This is a genomic window from Novipirellula rosea (assembly GCF_039541335.1).
In the GTDB taxonomy this organism is placed as follows: domain Bacteria; phylum Planctomycetota; class Planctomycetia; order Pirellulales; family Pirellulaceae; genus Novipirellula; species Novipirellula rosea.
This window is the reverse complement of the sequence record NZ_BAABGA010000071.1, coordinates 1-14,523: the sequence shown is the minus strand read 5'-3', so window position 1 is coordinate 14,523 and position 14,523 is coordinate 1. Positions and strand designations below refer to the sequence as shown.

Annotated in this window: 14 protein-coding genes and 2 pseudogenes; 8 read left to right on the top strand and 8 right to left on the bottom strand. The window is 51.6% G+C overall.

What is annotated here, in order from left to right; genetic code table 11:
- From ABD971_RS36115 to ABD971_RS25340, 6 genes and pseudogenes are all read left to right on the top strand, one after another.
- Positions 1–170, top strand: a pseudogene (locus ABD971_RS36115) (RHS repeat-associated core domain-containing protein); the annotation flags it as partial.
- Positions 171–197: 27 nt separating this feature from the next.
- Positions 198–914, top strand: a complete 717-nt coding sequence (locus ABD971_RS25360) for a hypothetical protein (protein ID WP_345326684.1) — start codon at positions 198–200, stop codon at positions 912–914.
- Complete coding sequence (locus ABD971_RS25355) at positions 911–1,591, top strand: hypothetical protein (protein ID WP_345326683.1); 681 nt, start codon at positions 911–913, stop codon at positions 1,589–1,591. The genes ABD971_RS25360 and ABD971_RS25355 overlap by 4 nt, the downstream gene beginning before the upstream one ends.
- A 493-nt stretch (positions 1,592–2,084) precedes the next feature.
- A complete protein-coding gene (locus ABD971_RS25350; protein WP_345326682.1) occupies positions 2,085–2,738 on the top strand; it encodes an RHS repeat-associated core domain-containing protein in 654 nt (217 codons plus the stop codon).
- 101 nt (positions 2,739–2,839) lie between these two features.
- On the top strand, positions 2,840–3,571 hold the full coding sequence (locus ABD971_RS25345) for a hypothetical protein (protein WP_345326681.1): 732 nt from the start codon (positions 2,840–2,842) through the stop codon (positions 3,569–3,571).
- 19 nt (positions 3,572–3,590) lie between these two features.
- Positions 3,591–3,734 (top strand): hypothetical protein, encoded by a 144-nt coding sequence (locus tag ABD971_RS25340; RefSeq protein ID WP_345326680.1) that lies wholly within the window; start codon positions 3,591–3,593, stop codon positions 3,732–3,734.
- 1,352 nt (positions 3,735–5,086) lie between these two features.
- Here ABD971_RS25340 and ABD971_RS25335 read toward each other — a convergent pair.
- From ABD971_RS25335 to ABD971_RS25325, 3 genes are all read right to left on the bottom strand, one after another.
- The gene (locus ABD971_RS25335; RefSeq protein ID WP_345326679.1) at positions 5,087–7,579 is read right to left on the bottom strand and encodes a recombinase family protein; all 2,493 of its coding nucleotides are present in this window, start codon (positions 7,577–7,579) and stop codon (positions 5,087–5,089) included.
- 160 nt (positions 7,580–7,739) lie between these two features.
- Positions 7,740–8,894, bottom strand: a complete 1,155-nt coding sequence (locus tag ABD971_RS25330; RefSeq protein WP_345326678.1) for a hypothetical protein — start codon at positions 8,892–8,894, stop codon at positions 7,740–7,742.
- A gap of 653 nt (positions 8,895–9,547) precedes the next feature.
- Entirely contained in the window at positions 9,548–9,847 is a 300-nt protein-coding gene (locus ABD971_RS25325) for a hypothetical protein (protein ID WP_345326677.1), read from the bottom strand.
- A 114-nt stretch (positions 9,848–9,961) separates the two neighbouring features.
- Here ABD971_RS25325 and ABD971_RS25320 point away from each other — a divergent pair, with 114 nt between their 5' ends.
- A complete protein-coding gene (locus tag ABD971_RS25320; protein ID WP_345326676.1) occupies positions 9,962–10,171 on the top strand; it encodes a hypothetical protein in 210 nt (69 codons plus the stop codon).
- A gap of 397 nt (positions 10,172–10,568) precedes the next feature.
- Here ABD971_RS25320 and ABD971_RS25315 read toward each other — a convergent pair whose 3' ends face one another.
- Complete coding sequence (locus ABD971_RS25315) at positions 10,569–11,078, bottom strand: hypothetical protein (RefSeq protein WP_345326675.1); 510 nt, start codon at positions 11,076–11,078, stop codon at positions 10,569–10,571.
- A 97-nt stretch (positions 11,079–11,175) separates the two neighbouring features.
- Positions 11,176–12,051 (bottom strand): endonuclease/exonuclease/phosphatase family protein, encoded by an 876-nt coding sequence (locus tag ABD971_RS25310; RefSeq protein WP_345326674.1) that lies wholly within the window; start codon positions 12,049–12,051, stop codon positions 11,176–11,178.
- A 556-nt stretch (positions 12,052–12,607) separates the two neighbouring features.
- On the opposite strand from ABD971_RS25310, the gene ABD971_RS25305 reads away from it, so the two are divergent.
- A complete protein-coding gene (locus ABD971_RS25305) occupies positions 12,608–13,243 on the top strand; it encodes a hypothetical protein (RefSeq protein ID WP_345326673.1) in 636 nt (211 codons plus the stop codon).
- 142 nt (positions 13,244–13,385) lie between these two features.
- On the opposite strand, the gene ABD971_RS25300 is transcribed toward ABD971_RS25305, so the two are convergent.
- The 3 genes and pseudogenes from ABD971_RS25300 to ABD971_RS25290 form a co-directional block, all read right to left on the bottom strand.
- The gene (locus ABD971_RS25300) at positions 13,386–13,514 is read right to left on the bottom strand and encodes a hypothetical protein (protein WP_345326672.1); all 129 of its coding nucleotides are present in this window, start codon (positions 13,512–13,514) and stop codon (positions 13,386–13,388) included.
- Between the two features lie 67 nt (positions 13,515–13,581).
- Positions 13,582–14,247, bottom strand: a complete 666-nt coding sequence (locus ABD971_RS25295) for a ThiF family adenylyltransferase (protein WP_345326671.1) — start codon at positions 14,245–14,247, stop codon at positions 13,582–13,584.
- Positions 14,244–14,523: pseudogene (locus ABD971_RS25290) on the bottom strand (hypothetical protein); the annotation flags it as partial. The gene ABD971_RS25295 and the pseudogene ABD971_RS25290, both read right to left, overlap by 4 nt.

The following is a 14,523-nucleotide window of genomic DNA, read 5'->3' as shown; positions in this document are numbered from 1 at the left end:
CCGGTGAAGCTTGGGACAGCACGCTCAATCGCGGCTACAACCGAGCCCGCTGGTACGACGCTTCGTCAGCCCAATGGAACCGCCTCGATCCGTTCAGCGGGAACATGCAAGACCCGCAGAGCTTGCACAAATACGCCTATGTGCACGGGGATCCGATTGGGGGCGTTGATCCGAGTGGGATGTTCAGCACGACATCGATGACAACTACGATCGCGACGGGAATGAAAATTACCGCCGGAAGCACAGTTGCCGGGGGAGCGATCTGGGGAGGATACTTCAGGAGTTCACCAATTAAAGGAGCCTTGGTTGGGTTTCAGTTCGGGAGTGGAATCGGTTTCGCGATCAACAAGAAGGAATCGCTGAAGGCAGGGCTGATGTCAGCTGGGCTACAGGTCCTGGTCGAATACATCAAGGGAAACTCACTATATGACAAGGGCTCGCAAGAAAGCATTGCAATCGCATTCGCTGAGGGAGTTTTCGACGAATCATGGGATCAGTGGACAGGCAAGGGACTAACCCTTCCGGGTACCGGAACGTACCGTCATTCCATGCAAGGCAACGCATCACTGCTTCTCGGAGCAATGCTTCCAGTATTAACTTTCATGCGTGCGACACTGACTGGAAATGGTCAGCCATTGACTAAAAAAGAACTTGCAGTAACGGTTTTGGACGCGTTCTTGACGTTTGGCTTTAATGCAAACGGACTCAATTGGGGAAAGCACTTTCCTCGAGCGGTCGGGCGACGCCTCGCAAACGTCATTACGGAAATTCGACTACTCCCTCCTGGCACGGATTTTGACACTCTCGTCGATGAAACAAGTGACTTCTTAGTAGAGTATGCAATAACGCCGATGCAGGATTTTCTTGTTAGTACGGCTGGGAAGTTTGATTACTTCATCGGGGAGGACGAATGATCGCCTGGCTGTCAAAACAACTTCTGCTTAGTCCGAACGCAACAATCGTGCTTTACTCGATGCTGCTTGCGCTGCCAGGGCTCAAGGACATCTTTCGTTGGCTTCACTTAAACGAAGTCTTTTCCCATCTGTTCATCCCTGTTTTCGTTGCCACAATCGTTTGCAATACGTTCGCAGTCTGTCTCTGGCGAGGGGACGGAATAGATAGGTTTTCCGTTCAGCGAATCAGCATCGTCGCAGCGGGATTGCTTACGATCCTCGCTTTGCTCTCATTTGCGGCATTTCATCTCTACCAGCTTGAGCGATTATCATCATTGTGCGGTACGCTCTCGGAAGTTGTTGTCACGAGGCGTGATATCGCTATGGAAATCAGTTCGGACGACCAAAAAGTTCGTTTTGTGATGTCGGGAGATAAGCAGAAGAGCATTGCCCGAGTGATCCCGCCGGGGAACAACGTTTGCGTGTTTTTTGAACCAGGCGAACACTATCCGGTGGAGATCGTAGACGAAGACGAAGTAGTCTATTCGCGAGAACAACATGTCAAAGCTAATCGTGCTCAAAGATTGTTTGGTGGAATTGTTTTGGCGTGTGGGTCTGCCGTGTTGATCATGCTAAAGAGAAAGAGCAATAAAGGGTGTCAGGGAAAGCGGGGCGATCAAATGGGTCATGTCTCTTAGACGAGTGACCACTCGCCTGCACCGGAGTTTCAGGAACGGCTTGGCGGACACGAGAGCGATCAAATGGGTCAGAGAGCGATCAAATGGGTCAGAGCGATCAAATGGGTCAGGACTCTTGAGCGATCAAATGGGTCAGGACTCTTAGATGAGTAAACCAGATGCTGCACCGGCGTCTTTGCGACGGCTTGGCGGACACGAGGTTCACCGTTTCTTTCGGCTGGATGCCGACCGCGCGAGTTGGTTTTAGCTGCTATCGAAAACGGAACGGTCGCCGCCGCGCGTTGCTGCGGCGGTCGTGGGCAGCTAAAATGCACCCAGACAAAAAGCGACTAAAGAAAAAAACGCATTGAGCGTGACCCCGCTCTGGCCCAAAAAACCGCGTCGAGCTTTTTTTAAGTCCGACCCGAAACGCACCGGGCGAAACTGATCTTTGACAAGTAAATCACGACGAGAATTACGACGACGTTGAGCCAATCGCGTCAGAGTCACTTCTTTGCACAAATACACCTATGTGCATGGTGACCCGATTGGTGGAGTCGACCCAACCGGCAACTTTAAAATTCTCTCTTTGCTTGCGGGAATTGCAATTAGCACGACTGGCTTCGCACTTGTGTCAGCCAGCTACCAAGGCTATCGCGCCCAGAGTTGGGATGTTTTTGCCAGAGAGGTACGAACAGGGCTTCTAATCTCCGGGATACTTTTGCCGTTTGCTGGCGTCTATAAAATCTATCGTGCTGCCCGCCTCGCTCGTGCAGCAAATGCTGGTGGACGAACGGTCGCTGTCACGACTCAGCTAACGGTACAGACACTAAATACAACACAGCGAGCTGCGTTCCAGGCATTCAAGTCGCTGTTTAAAGAACTGTCAGAGGAAGCAGTTGAACAAACTGGCCTCCGTGTTCCTTACCGTTGGGCGGGAAACGTTTGGCAGAAACAAGCACTTGAGGAATACCTAGAGGCTATAATGATGAAGTACCTTGCAAAACACCCCGATGGTATTACCAAGGTGAGTGGTGTAATTCTGGGCGGTGCTGACGATGCAATAAATCTTGGTGCCGGACGAATCAGCCAGTCGGGGAAAATCTTTGTTTCGAAGACACACGGCAACCTTTCAACGCTCACAGAGGAGTTGATACATTTTGCGTAGATGTCTGAGCGAGGGCTCTTTGGAAAGTCTCTTGGACCGGTTGCAGCTCAACTCGAGGCAAATGCGCAAAAGCTTCTCTTCCATTGGGGATTCAAAGCAGTATGACCGCGCCGATTGGTTTTATTACGAGAAAAGGCAACTCGACAATTCTTGTTTACTTTGGCAATGAGCTTAGTACATCCTTTGACTCACCATTCTTGAACGTTTATCGCGTTGGGAAGGATACAGTGGACCATGTAACGGTCCGATATCCAGATGGGATACTAAGCAAGCTACATCCGGTAGATCTGGAACGCCGTAAGGCATTCGAACAGCGCGAACGTGAGCGGCTTGCTGATGGAGCTGTTTTCCAAATGACAAATCAGATTTTTGTTGAAACAACCAATTTCGAAATTCCGGAATATGGATGCTGGCTTTGGACCGTTCCAGTTTCGGAACAGATGTCCTGGCGAACCGAAGTCTCTGCCAAACTGCTAGTACATTCGGTTGGTCAAATCATTGAGAAATGGCCAAAACTCTACGATTTAAAGTATTCGGACAATACAGAGTCTCCGAGGAGCGACTCGATATTCCCAGCTCACATTGGCATGTCTGTTCGCAAAGAGATTGCAGAGGCAACCGCAAAAAGGGGATTCAGAACAGGGGATTTCATTCCCTGTAGAACTGCGAGTGGCGTGTTTGTTCTTGAGCTTTCTGGTTCTCCTGAGCTTGGATCTGCCACCCAGGTCCTTGTGCATTCCCCAAGGAAGTTGAACGTTCCCTCAGGACTTACTTTCTCGCTAGCAATTTCTGAAACAGGCTTGTACCCAGTCGCAACGATCGTAGAAACGTAGGGAGGGAAAGGGAAATCAAATGAGTCAAACCCAATACTGTTCGGCCCGGCTGCTGCTGTATCGAGAGATGATCAAGACTGCAGTCGGTGATGATGATTCCGGAGGCGAATTGCCCGGTGGAGAATTCAAATGGGTCAGCGACGGTCTTAACTTTTGTCAATAGTTGATTAAAAAGACATTTTTTAATTCCTTTGCTGTTCGTCGGTACTGTCTTGGGGGCCTGCCCCCAAACCCCCGGGATTTTTTAGGCATGACTCGGGTGTTCGATGATGTTTTGGTTGACGCTTGTTGTCCCTTGATTAAATTTGATCGATCAAATAGGTCAGGTCTCTTAGCTGAGTGCACACGTGCCTGCACCGGAGCTTTGGCGACTGCGTGGAGGACACGAAGTCCGCCATTTCTTTCGGCTGGATGCCGACCGCACGAGTTGGTTTTAGCTGCTATCGGAAACGGAACGGTCGCCGCCGCGCGTTGCGATGGCGGTCATGGGCAGCTAAAATGCCCCCAGACGATAAGCGACTAAAGAAAAAAACGCATCGAGCGTGAACCCGCTCTCGTCCAAAAACCCGCGCCGAGCTTTTTTTTGAGTCCGACCCGAAACGCACCGGGCAAACTGATCTTTGACAAGTAAATCACGACGAGATTTACGACGACAGCGGTGAAACCGCGTCGGAGTTACTTCTTTGCACAAATACGCCTATGTGCATGGCGACTCGACACACGCTGTTGATCCTACCGGGTTGTTTTTAACTGTCGAAATTAACATTTCGATGGACATTAGTATTGACGCAGATGCTCAGTACAACGGCCCGGTAGTCTCCGTCGGTGCACAGGCGACGCACACAGCAGCAACAGGAACTTCGCGAACATCGTCGAGATGGCGGCGGTGGTGGTAGCAGTGGAGGAGGAGGCGACAGTGATGGTTCGTGTGTTGTATTCATTCTCTGGAACTCGGAGACCTTGATGACTACGATCGAGCCACTTATTAGCAAGCAGCTTAGGTGGACCAGGAGGAACGAAGTTCCGTAAACATGGTACCGATCTACAGTGCTCCAAATAGGCGTTCAGCACCTCGGAGAATGCACACTTTCGAGAATGGTGCAAGAATTGCCGCTCAGTCTGGGCAGTGTTTCTATCGGCGCTAAACGCGAGCTATCGAGGCGCGAGCGATGGTCACGCTAAAAAGTGGTAGGTCAAGGAAATCGAACTTATAAACGTTATTCAAGTTTATCTCGAAGATGGAATTCGTGTTAGTCGAAGACACCACTAACCTGAATTCAACTTTCAAAGTGAATTCCGTAAAGTGTTGCAAATCAACGAGTTAAGAAAGTGGCTTCCGGTACGTTTTCGATGGGGAGCCGTTGTTTCCATCCTCCAGCGTTGGTTTGAGCCCATTTGTGGCTCACAGGCGAAGAACTCGATCCCCGCATTTGCGGCGGTTTAAGCATAGAAAAACCCGGTCCAGCAGGGTGCTGAACCGGGCAGGTTCTGCGGAGTTTTCATCGGCGGTGCTGCCTATGCGGCGTCGGAATCAGCCGGGCGGGCTTTGCCGTTTGCCGATCCTCCAGACTTCGCGTTACCCCGCCGCGACCTAAAATCAATCGTCTCATCCCCGTTGTCTTCGGCGTACTTGTTCAACGCCAACTTCAGGCCGCGGGCACTGTAGTCGAGTTCGTTCGCGACATCGGTTAGCAAAGCACCGCCATCGAGCATCGACATCGCACGCCTGAGCTTTTGATTGCGACGATCGGCTGCCGTCGGTACCGGAAGATCCCGTTTCTCGTACCACCATTTGATGGCCTTGGCGACGTTGGTGTCAGAAGTCTTGGTCAGCCTCGCGATCTCCAGATTAGAAAGTCCAGCCTCCATCAACTCCTGCACCTGATTGGCGATCTGTTTGTAGAGCGGCGTCCGTTGCTGCTTGTTTTTGAGCGACTTACGACGCTTTTTGTTGTTTGGCCGGGGCAACCCACGCTGGTCGTGCCAGTGCTGGATCAGTTTGGTGACGTACGGAGGGATACATCCCATCTGCTCGGCAATCTCAACATGAAGCAAGCCATCCTCCCAAAGTCGTTTCGCTGTTTCGGATTGCTCGTCGATCAACATTGTCCTCTTGTAGTCGATTACGGCATCCCGAAACGCGCTCGATTCCACCAGTCGCATCCCGGTCAATCGCTCTACCGCGAACGCTACGGTGTCGATCTGAAAACGGCCTTGAAGATACCCTTTTGACTTCACACGCTTGCCAATTTGGTGCAGTTCAATAGTGCCCCCGATTAGGTCGTCAATGATTCGCCGTCCGTTACGCAGTTCAGTCTCGTCCTTTGTGGTTAAGCACTGCTGCAATTGGTCGCGAGTCATTTCGAGAAACTCGATGACCGCTTCACGATCGGGAACACGATCGGTCGCCGTCATCGCTGACTCCACTGAGCGCAGTCGTGCGAGCAACTCGTTCTGTTGGCAACGCAGGTCTTTCAAAACAGACTCCGTGCGACGTTGTTCCTCGTCGGAGATTCCAGGATTACGACGATTAAACTCGATCGTTGAGAGCAGAGCGTTCAACTGAGTGCGTAGCGTCGTTAGCGATTCCGGCTCGGCTTGACTCAATGAAGCCGATTCCCGTTGACAAATCGCAACGATCGAAGCAACCAGTTCGTCGGTCGGTTCCAGCGAAGCAACCAATTTCTCGCATGTTAGACGAATCGCCAGCTTTCGATTTAGGTGAGTAAAAAGGGGACGTTCATCCGTATTGATAAATCGACATGTGGGACACAATAGGACGCACCCTTTGGCTCCTCCGACAGCAAGCTTTCGCTGGTGATCCGGACACACGAAAAGCTGTCGCAGAAAATTGGGGCAACAATTACGGTCACGGACCTGAGACTTTCGCCCTGAATCGCCGTGTTCGGTATCGAGCAGTTTTTGTGCGGCATACCAGCAATCGTCGGGAACGATGCGCAACTCTTCAAACTGTCCTTCCTTCAACGGAGACTCACGGGCGACTTGAACTGCATAATCTTGTTTGCTTAGCCATTTGGTCTCCTTCGCACCATACACCCACCATCCACGATACTCCGCGTTGGCAAGATGTCTGATGACTGACGTGCGACTCCAAAGCCCAGTTGTTGACTTCGTTGGCGCAGGAGCATCAGGGTCAGCATTCAGCTTTCTCGCAATCGCGGGGATACTGATTCCTTCAACAACGTACCAGTAAAAAATCCGCACGATCCAGCGGGCCGTTTCTGGATCAATCACGATCCTGCGGCGTGGGCGTTGACGACGCGTGAATTCGCCCACCACCACTTCGCCGGTAAAACCTAGCGATAGCCCTGTATGCACCATCCGCCTAACGAAGAGCCCTTCCTGTGAGGCTTGTATGTGTGCAACGGAATGGCGGACCTGTGCTTCGTCGTTGGAAGCTAGAGCCTGCAAGAGTGTCCGCCAGTGGTCGCCTTCCGCTGTGTCGATGTTCGACTTGACAAAGATTCCGCGAATGCCACGCTCCACCAATTCTTCTTCGACGAATTGAAGTGACCGATAAGTTCGGCGGTACAATCGTGATGTGGCAAACGCCATCACAGCCTGAGCCTTGCCGGACGCAACAAGCTTCCTGAGTGCAATCAATCCCGGCCGACGTTCCTTGCACCCGCGAATCGCGATGTCAAAGCACACGTTTTCCCTGGGGATGTAAATCTTCTTCCGAACAGCATCTTCCAGGATCACACGAATCTGATCAATGATCGAATCCTGAAAGTGCGATGAGTGACGAGCATACAAAGCCCCAATACTGTCGGCGTCTTTCTCCTTCATCACCGCATAGAACGCGGCCAGTAGCTCGTCAATTTCATCTATGTACTTTTGGTAAAGTTCTTCCTTCTTGCGATGTATTTCATCCTTGGTGCGGAGTTTCTTAGGTTGTTTGGGACGTCCTTTCGCATTGGATGAAGCCTGCTTATCAAAGTCCTGACGCAATTGATCTAGGGTGGACGCAATGGTTTTAGACAGCATGTTCACATCTCCGTGAATCGTCGTGATGCACGGCCTGCCGCAGAATGCTCGCTGTCGCCGACAAGGCCTCAGTGTTGCAAGCCGTGGCCGGAGTGTAGAAGCGACTTGTCGCATCACAGTCGCGTCATGCGACAACTGCAAAGTTGCCCGACTTTTTCTATTAAGCCCGAGAGTTCAGTTCTTTCAAATTCCCAAATCCGTCGTCCTTTAGAAGGATTACATTGCTTGGATCTACCTGAAGCTTGTACCCCAATTTCGGCTGGGTCTCGATAGTTCCGTTCAGCCCAGATTTCTCGCCAAGAAGTTCTCCCAGTCGATTTCGACGCGACCGGAACGTTTTAACCGTGCATTTCGATAGAGCCTCATGATCCACTGCGTGACCTGGCTTTATCGCAAGTTTCCACAGAAGATCCCAGGACGCCGGTTGATTGTCCCAAATTGCGTCACATGCGGGCTGGCCATTGAACCATACCTCTCGCGGCTCTCTGTCAACCATAACCAATTTTGCTCTATATACTGCTTCGCGAATGATCTCCCGAGGGTCGTCGGGGACCGCAAAGAATTGCTGCATTTCATGCAATGAGTATGCGATGTGGCGGATGACGGATGGATCACAAAGAGATGCCTGAACCGGCGGCGTCAACACGATAACGCCGCTCGGATCGCGCACTTGGTTTTGCACGGTGCCGCGACGCCGAACCCAGCTACGAATAATTCCTCCACCAACCCTCCACAAACTGTCGTTGCCACCAAGCCACTGCAATTGAGGATTGGCCGAGTACGCGGAGTAGACGAGAGTCAAAGCGGTGGCAGCCTCTCGCTGCCGCTGTATCGCTGGCTCCTGGCAGGCTGAAATCAGCTTCTCTACCGCCTGGTTCAGTTTGAGCCGACAGCTCTCGATACGACTCACTGCCTTAAAGCGTTCACTCGTCTCAGGTCCTGCTGGAATAAGGGACGATGCTGAATCGGCAATCCTTGTCAGAACCGAAACCCAGTAGTCCACTCGATTGAGAAGTAAGCGAGTCACATAGTCGCCCAGCGGAAGTTGAACATTTCGTTGGCGAAACGCCTTCGTGTGCTCGAAATTCAATTTCAACGTGTCGAGGTGCAAATCGTGTGTCGGATGAAAAAAATCCTGAGTACAGACAAGATCAAACCAAGGCTTGTTGGCAATGTACGCTGCGGTTTCTCGATGTAAGTCTGCGAATTCCGATACTGTTTTATCGCCTATGGAAGCCTCGTTCTCTGCGACATCAATGAGGGTTGCGATCCCGGCAGCCAAGTGGACCAGCTTGCGCTCGACGTCAACGACCAATCTTCGCTCATCGGTCTTCGCGGAAGGAGAAAGGCGATTCACCGACCAAAGAACGGTCGATTGAAATCGCTTACTTTCGCCGAGCTGTTCAACCACTGGACACACCTCCGTCGTCAACCACTGCTCAATGCAATCAGACAGTTCGGCATTCAAATTCAGGTTCAACCCCGGGGCTAGGCTCTCAAATCCTTGGAGTGCGATCTGCAACTGGTTCATGGGCGATTCAAAGCTTGTTCTTGAAAAAATTCGATTTGTCGCATGGTGCGACGGCCATGCGACAAGGGATCGCTAATTTGCCGCGAAACAGACCGACAAGGACGTTTCGACGGACAAATCCATGCCCCCCTGAACTACTCAGCACTCACGACGCGGCAGCGAGACTCGGCATCAGCCAACTGACGCTGTACGACTGGCTTTCGCAATCGGATTCGGGCGAATTCGTTGTCAGGGGGCAATCGACGAGGATCCATTATTTCCAAGGCGAACGGAAAGGCCAAGGACGGATCAAGATCGCCGAAGCCGAGGTCAATCGCTTGCTTTCACTGATGGCGGTAACCCCCAGAACGTCTGCTAGACGCAAAGCTCCGTGCCCCTAAACGATCGTTGCAGCACATCACGACAAAACCGGGACGACCTGACGACTAAACCACTCACTAAATCCCGACGACCTTGGCGGCAGGGCCACTCGCGCGGCAACGCGATGCCCACCAAGCCCGATCCGGCAACATCGTCGGATCGGGTGTTCTCAACCCTAAACAGTGACCTTTACAATGAGTGACGAAACAGATACCCGGCGCCCGCATCCCAGCAAACTGGTCTCCGATGGCAACCAACGAGCAGGAATTGACGTCGATTTGGCACCATAAATCGAGCAAATATGGCGTGCGGGCATCGGCACCACAGAAGCTGGCATCGCCTAAATCGGATTCGACTTCATTGAAGATCTGATGCAATTCCTGAACCTCCTTATTTGGTACGAGCCAGAACGGGATTCGCTATACGTCGGAGTGAACTGGCGACGTACCACAGTCGATCAACCCAGCTGTTGAGAGCTTCAATTCAACTTATTGGATATTCTCGAAGACCAACAGGACCAGACCGAGGACGGTTTTTTCTACTTTATGCCAACCGTCGGCGTGTACCTTCCCTGGTCCAACATTGCAAAAATTCTCACTCGGCTCATCGCGGTTTTACAGAACCAGGATGTTTCAGCACCCAAGCAATGGGAACGGGGTGCCGCAGAAGAACGGTTGTTCCTTCGCGAAATGGATCATTGATTAGCAGTTGTGAAGACCATCCGCCGGTTGGTTCCAGCTGAGCATGATAATAGGCTTCTTGTTGAGCTTTATATCCCTCGATGTCGTCTTCAGGTGCCTGGAGAAGCCACTGGTCATGCAGTGATCCAGGAAGAGTTTCGTCTTTAGCATCCGGTTCGAGACGAATGTGTCAATTATGGCTAGGAAATCACTCTCGAGCACTTCGAGCGTCCACGGAATCCTATGATCGCTTGAAACAGGGATACATAGCACCAAACAATCTGATTTGTTCCGACTAGGTCCGCGAGTTGCCGGTATGCCGTGGGGGCGTCCTTCAATGTCCGGCACTATCGCGACTTATTGAGGTCCTCAATTCCGTTGGTAATCAAGACCTCCGGATGCTGGTAGGTCCACAAATTCACTGCTTGTCGGTCTCCACATCTCCATCGGTGGTGCCTGGCTCTCCATTGTTTGCTGGTGGTGGAGTTGCCGTCGGTGGTGGCGTTACCGATAGTGGCTTCTCCTCTAACTCTTCTTGCGAACGTGCAAGAACCGACATCACTGCTGACTTAATCTCCGTTGATGCCAATACCTGCCCAAGCTTTCGGACAAATTCTTGCGGTGTTGCGCAAACATTTTCGTTCTCTACCCATTCACCTGGTTTTGACATCAAGCTACTCATGGAGGTCATCAGTGAAATGCTCTCTGATATTCCAGGGGAGTAGTAGCGACGTCGCAAGTACGTCGGAAGCTCTGAGGGTTCAACGATCAGTGCAGGATACGGAAAATCTCGACGGTGGACGACTTCAAAAAGTTTCACACGAGGTGCTTTTGATGACGGCAAGATCTCGAATCGTAGAACGATCCGCGGGTCGTTCTCATCTTCAATCTCAGTTTGTTTGACCTCGGCCAAAACCAACCCGTTCATTCGATCGACGAGATTTGACGCCTGAGTCCTCAGTACGTGCGTTGGCGATTGAAACGTTTGCGAAACAACGTCTGCAGGCCAGAGATCGTCGGTACTATTAGGCATTGGGAACCTCGAAATTGATCAATAAAGGAAAATGGTCGGAGTACTTCTTGCGGTTCGGCCGACCGCTCTTTTTCGCGAGTGAAATGCCGCAGGATTCAGTCAGCACACTCACACCACGGTAGAATCCAAGACACTGGGGCCGGATCAGGACTTGGTCGAACATGTTCCATTCGTAGGAAACGTGGCCGGAGTGTCGGTAGTAAAGCGTACCTGGTGGCCCATCTGTCTCATCACCCAAAAAATTCCACATCGGATTGTAGAAAAACGGATACTCCCGATTCTGGACCACTCTGGCTCCACGCTGAACAATTCGACGATCCGCGATAGCATGAAAGGCTTTTGCGGCGACGACACCATCTGAAAACGGGTTCATGTTCAGATCACCGCACAAAATGGTTCGGTTATTCGAGTGTTCCTCTTCGACCGCACGAATCTGATCCGCGACGATGCAAGCCTCGGTAAAACGGTCCTTCTCATCGGTGTTGTTCATACTCTGCAAATGGACTGCAGCAAATAGGAATTCCTGCTTCGCAACCTTCAGACCTAACACCGACAATCGCCCATTAATATCGCTGTAGCGTTCATCTCCAGCAATGTCCGATCTTGTGATGACAGTGAGCTTCGGTGTCATCAATCGCAAATTTTTGAAATGACGATCACCGCGCGCGCTGATTCGATTAAGCAACTCAGCGTTGTCGATTGTGCTCTCTGCCAAGCAAAGCAAGCTGACATCCAATTCATCGACCATTTTCGCGAGAAGTGACAGGTCGATCTCACCGTTGACGTTCCAGAAAAGAACGTTCAATCTCGCAGTTTGCTGCGAGTCGCAGATTGCTGCGGATGGTTCGGCGGTCAGGAAGGACGGCATGGTTTCTTTGAAAATCCGGTGTATTCGCGAATAACGCTGGTGTTCAGGTAATAATATTCTAGCCAATCAATTGTCGGTCAACGAGTTGTCTTTGTTTAACGGCCTCTGTATTCGCCGCTGATAGTCAAAAAAAGGAAACGCCGTGAGCGCCACGAAGTCCTGGTGATTAGCGGTGGCGAAATGATCGGACGTAGCTCGCTGCTGATAAGAACTATTGGTTCTCTCGCATCTTCCGAAGGATTTCCGGTTTTCTCTATTTCAACCCGTGGTTCTGACAAATTTGGTATTGCCGTAGTTACAATCGATCCAAAAACTATGATCGTTTCTTTGGGGAGCATGGGCTTGGCAACATATTTTTGGAATACAGTGTTAACGGAAGGGCACCGTATGTTGCTGCACGCGCTGCCGCTGACATTGATGCGACACTAGCGACTGTTCTTCCGTCCTTGGAGCCCAGCAATTGTAGCGTTGACCACTATGGCTCTCTTTTTTACATGTCAGAACAGGATTCCCAATGTTTCAAATAGGAACCGCCAATGGATCACCCAATAGCTTCTTGGCAACACTTGGCGTGATTGCGATTGTTGGTGGGATGATGACCCACTTTTGGGGAACGGAACGTGCCGATTCTGCAAGGACGCGATTGGACCGATCGGAACGCAAAGCGGCAGAGGCGTACAAGAATTGGCAGACAAGACATTCGTTGATGAGTGACGCCAAAATGATGAGGGGTACGCTGAACGACGGTATTCGCCATCGGGCTCTTGCATCGAGCCTCCCAACTCTCAGTGAAGAACTTGAGGCGACGGCGCAAAAGACGAGTCGAATATTTGAAATGGATGTCGAGAGTATTCGCTTGAACATGCGACTTGCTGAAGCAATCAACAAAGGCTGGCCGAATCGAGAAGGCGACGACGATGAGTTGTCCAAAATGAAAGAAGCTCTTGAAGAATTGAAGCTTAATCCGCCTGTCGAACGCGAGGAATACATGCTTAAAACAGAGCTTGCGAGTCAGGCAATTAGCGACGTAAGGACTGAACGCCTCGCTTTCGATCGTGTGATTTCACAAGCGTGGTGGATGAAGTTTGGTGGTATTCTCTTTGGATCTACCGGATTGTGTCTCATCGTTTGCTTTCTGCCAAGGTGGATGAAAGAGTCAGCGAAATCTAGTGGAAAGGCGGTTGAAAGTTAGTCTGATTCGCGCCGAGCAGAATTTGAACGATACTCGACTGGGCACCCCCGTGTATTCCATGTTTTGGCAGCGGAATCGTAGCTGATAGCTAAAAAAAGGAACGCCGTGACCGCCCCGGATGGCGGCCACGGCGTACTGGTGGTCAGCGGTGGTTGCGATGACTTCGGTTGCGGCCGACGTTGTAGCCTTTGCGGCTGCCGGTGCGTTTGCCGGACTTGTAGAACCACCATGCATTGAAGCCGATGATGATCCATCCTGCTAGTCCTTCCACTTTTCCTCCTTATAGATACGTATAGGGGCTGGGTGCCTTGGTGAGAGCTAATGCCCCATTCGTTTCGTTAGGGAGTGTCGCGAACGGTCCATTCGCCGGACAACAGATTGACGCTGGTGTCGGCGTCCGTTGGGATGTCGCGGAGCCAGCGTGTGAACTGATGGACCATTATTCCCGCCGCGATGCTGGCAGCGTAGATCGTGCTTCGCGAAGTGCAGGTTCCTTGTTGGGCTTCGGATGCGGCGAAGAGTGTTGAAGCGTAGTAAGCTTCGGATTCGCGGTCGGTGACGGCAAGGACTCGCAGCACTTCGCCGAGCATCCGACCATCGGCCCAAAAACCGACACGAGATTGAACCGAACGCCAGATTGCTGTTCGCACCGTAATGGAATCGACGCAGCAGAAGACTGCATTGCCGATTTCTTGGCGCGGACGAAAACGGTCCTCCAATCGAATGACTTCGATGGTTGGATCGATTTCGCTGATGGCTTGCGATGTCGCAAACGGCTTCGCCCATCCAACCTCGTGCTTTCGGTAGCCCTGCGTCGTCGTGTTGGACAAGTCGACGCTATCGAAGTCGATCAATTGGATTCTCGGTGTGCCGATAGAGGCGAGTTGAAGGGCGACTTGGCGTCCGATCGCGCCGACACCGATCACCGTTGCGGTGACTTCAGCCAACCGGTCCGTCGGGACCAGTTGGCTTTGACGCTCAAAACGATTTGACGTTGCACTCAATGCCCTGCCTCCAAGAGTCGATCGCTCCACCGATCGGCTGCCGAAGCGTTTCGTTCCCACCAGTCGGCATCCTCGAAGGTTTCGGCGAACGTGTGACGTGAGGAAAACGGATCGTAGACAGTCACGTTATCACAGTATTCAATGAACCAAGCTTCGTGGTCGGAGGCCGGAAACTCAGTATCGAATACGGTACGGCATTGTAGTCGTCGTTCAGTTCCTGGGCCGACGTTGAAGCGTGCTCGCGTGTAGGTGTTACCCTCCTCGGCGATGATATGC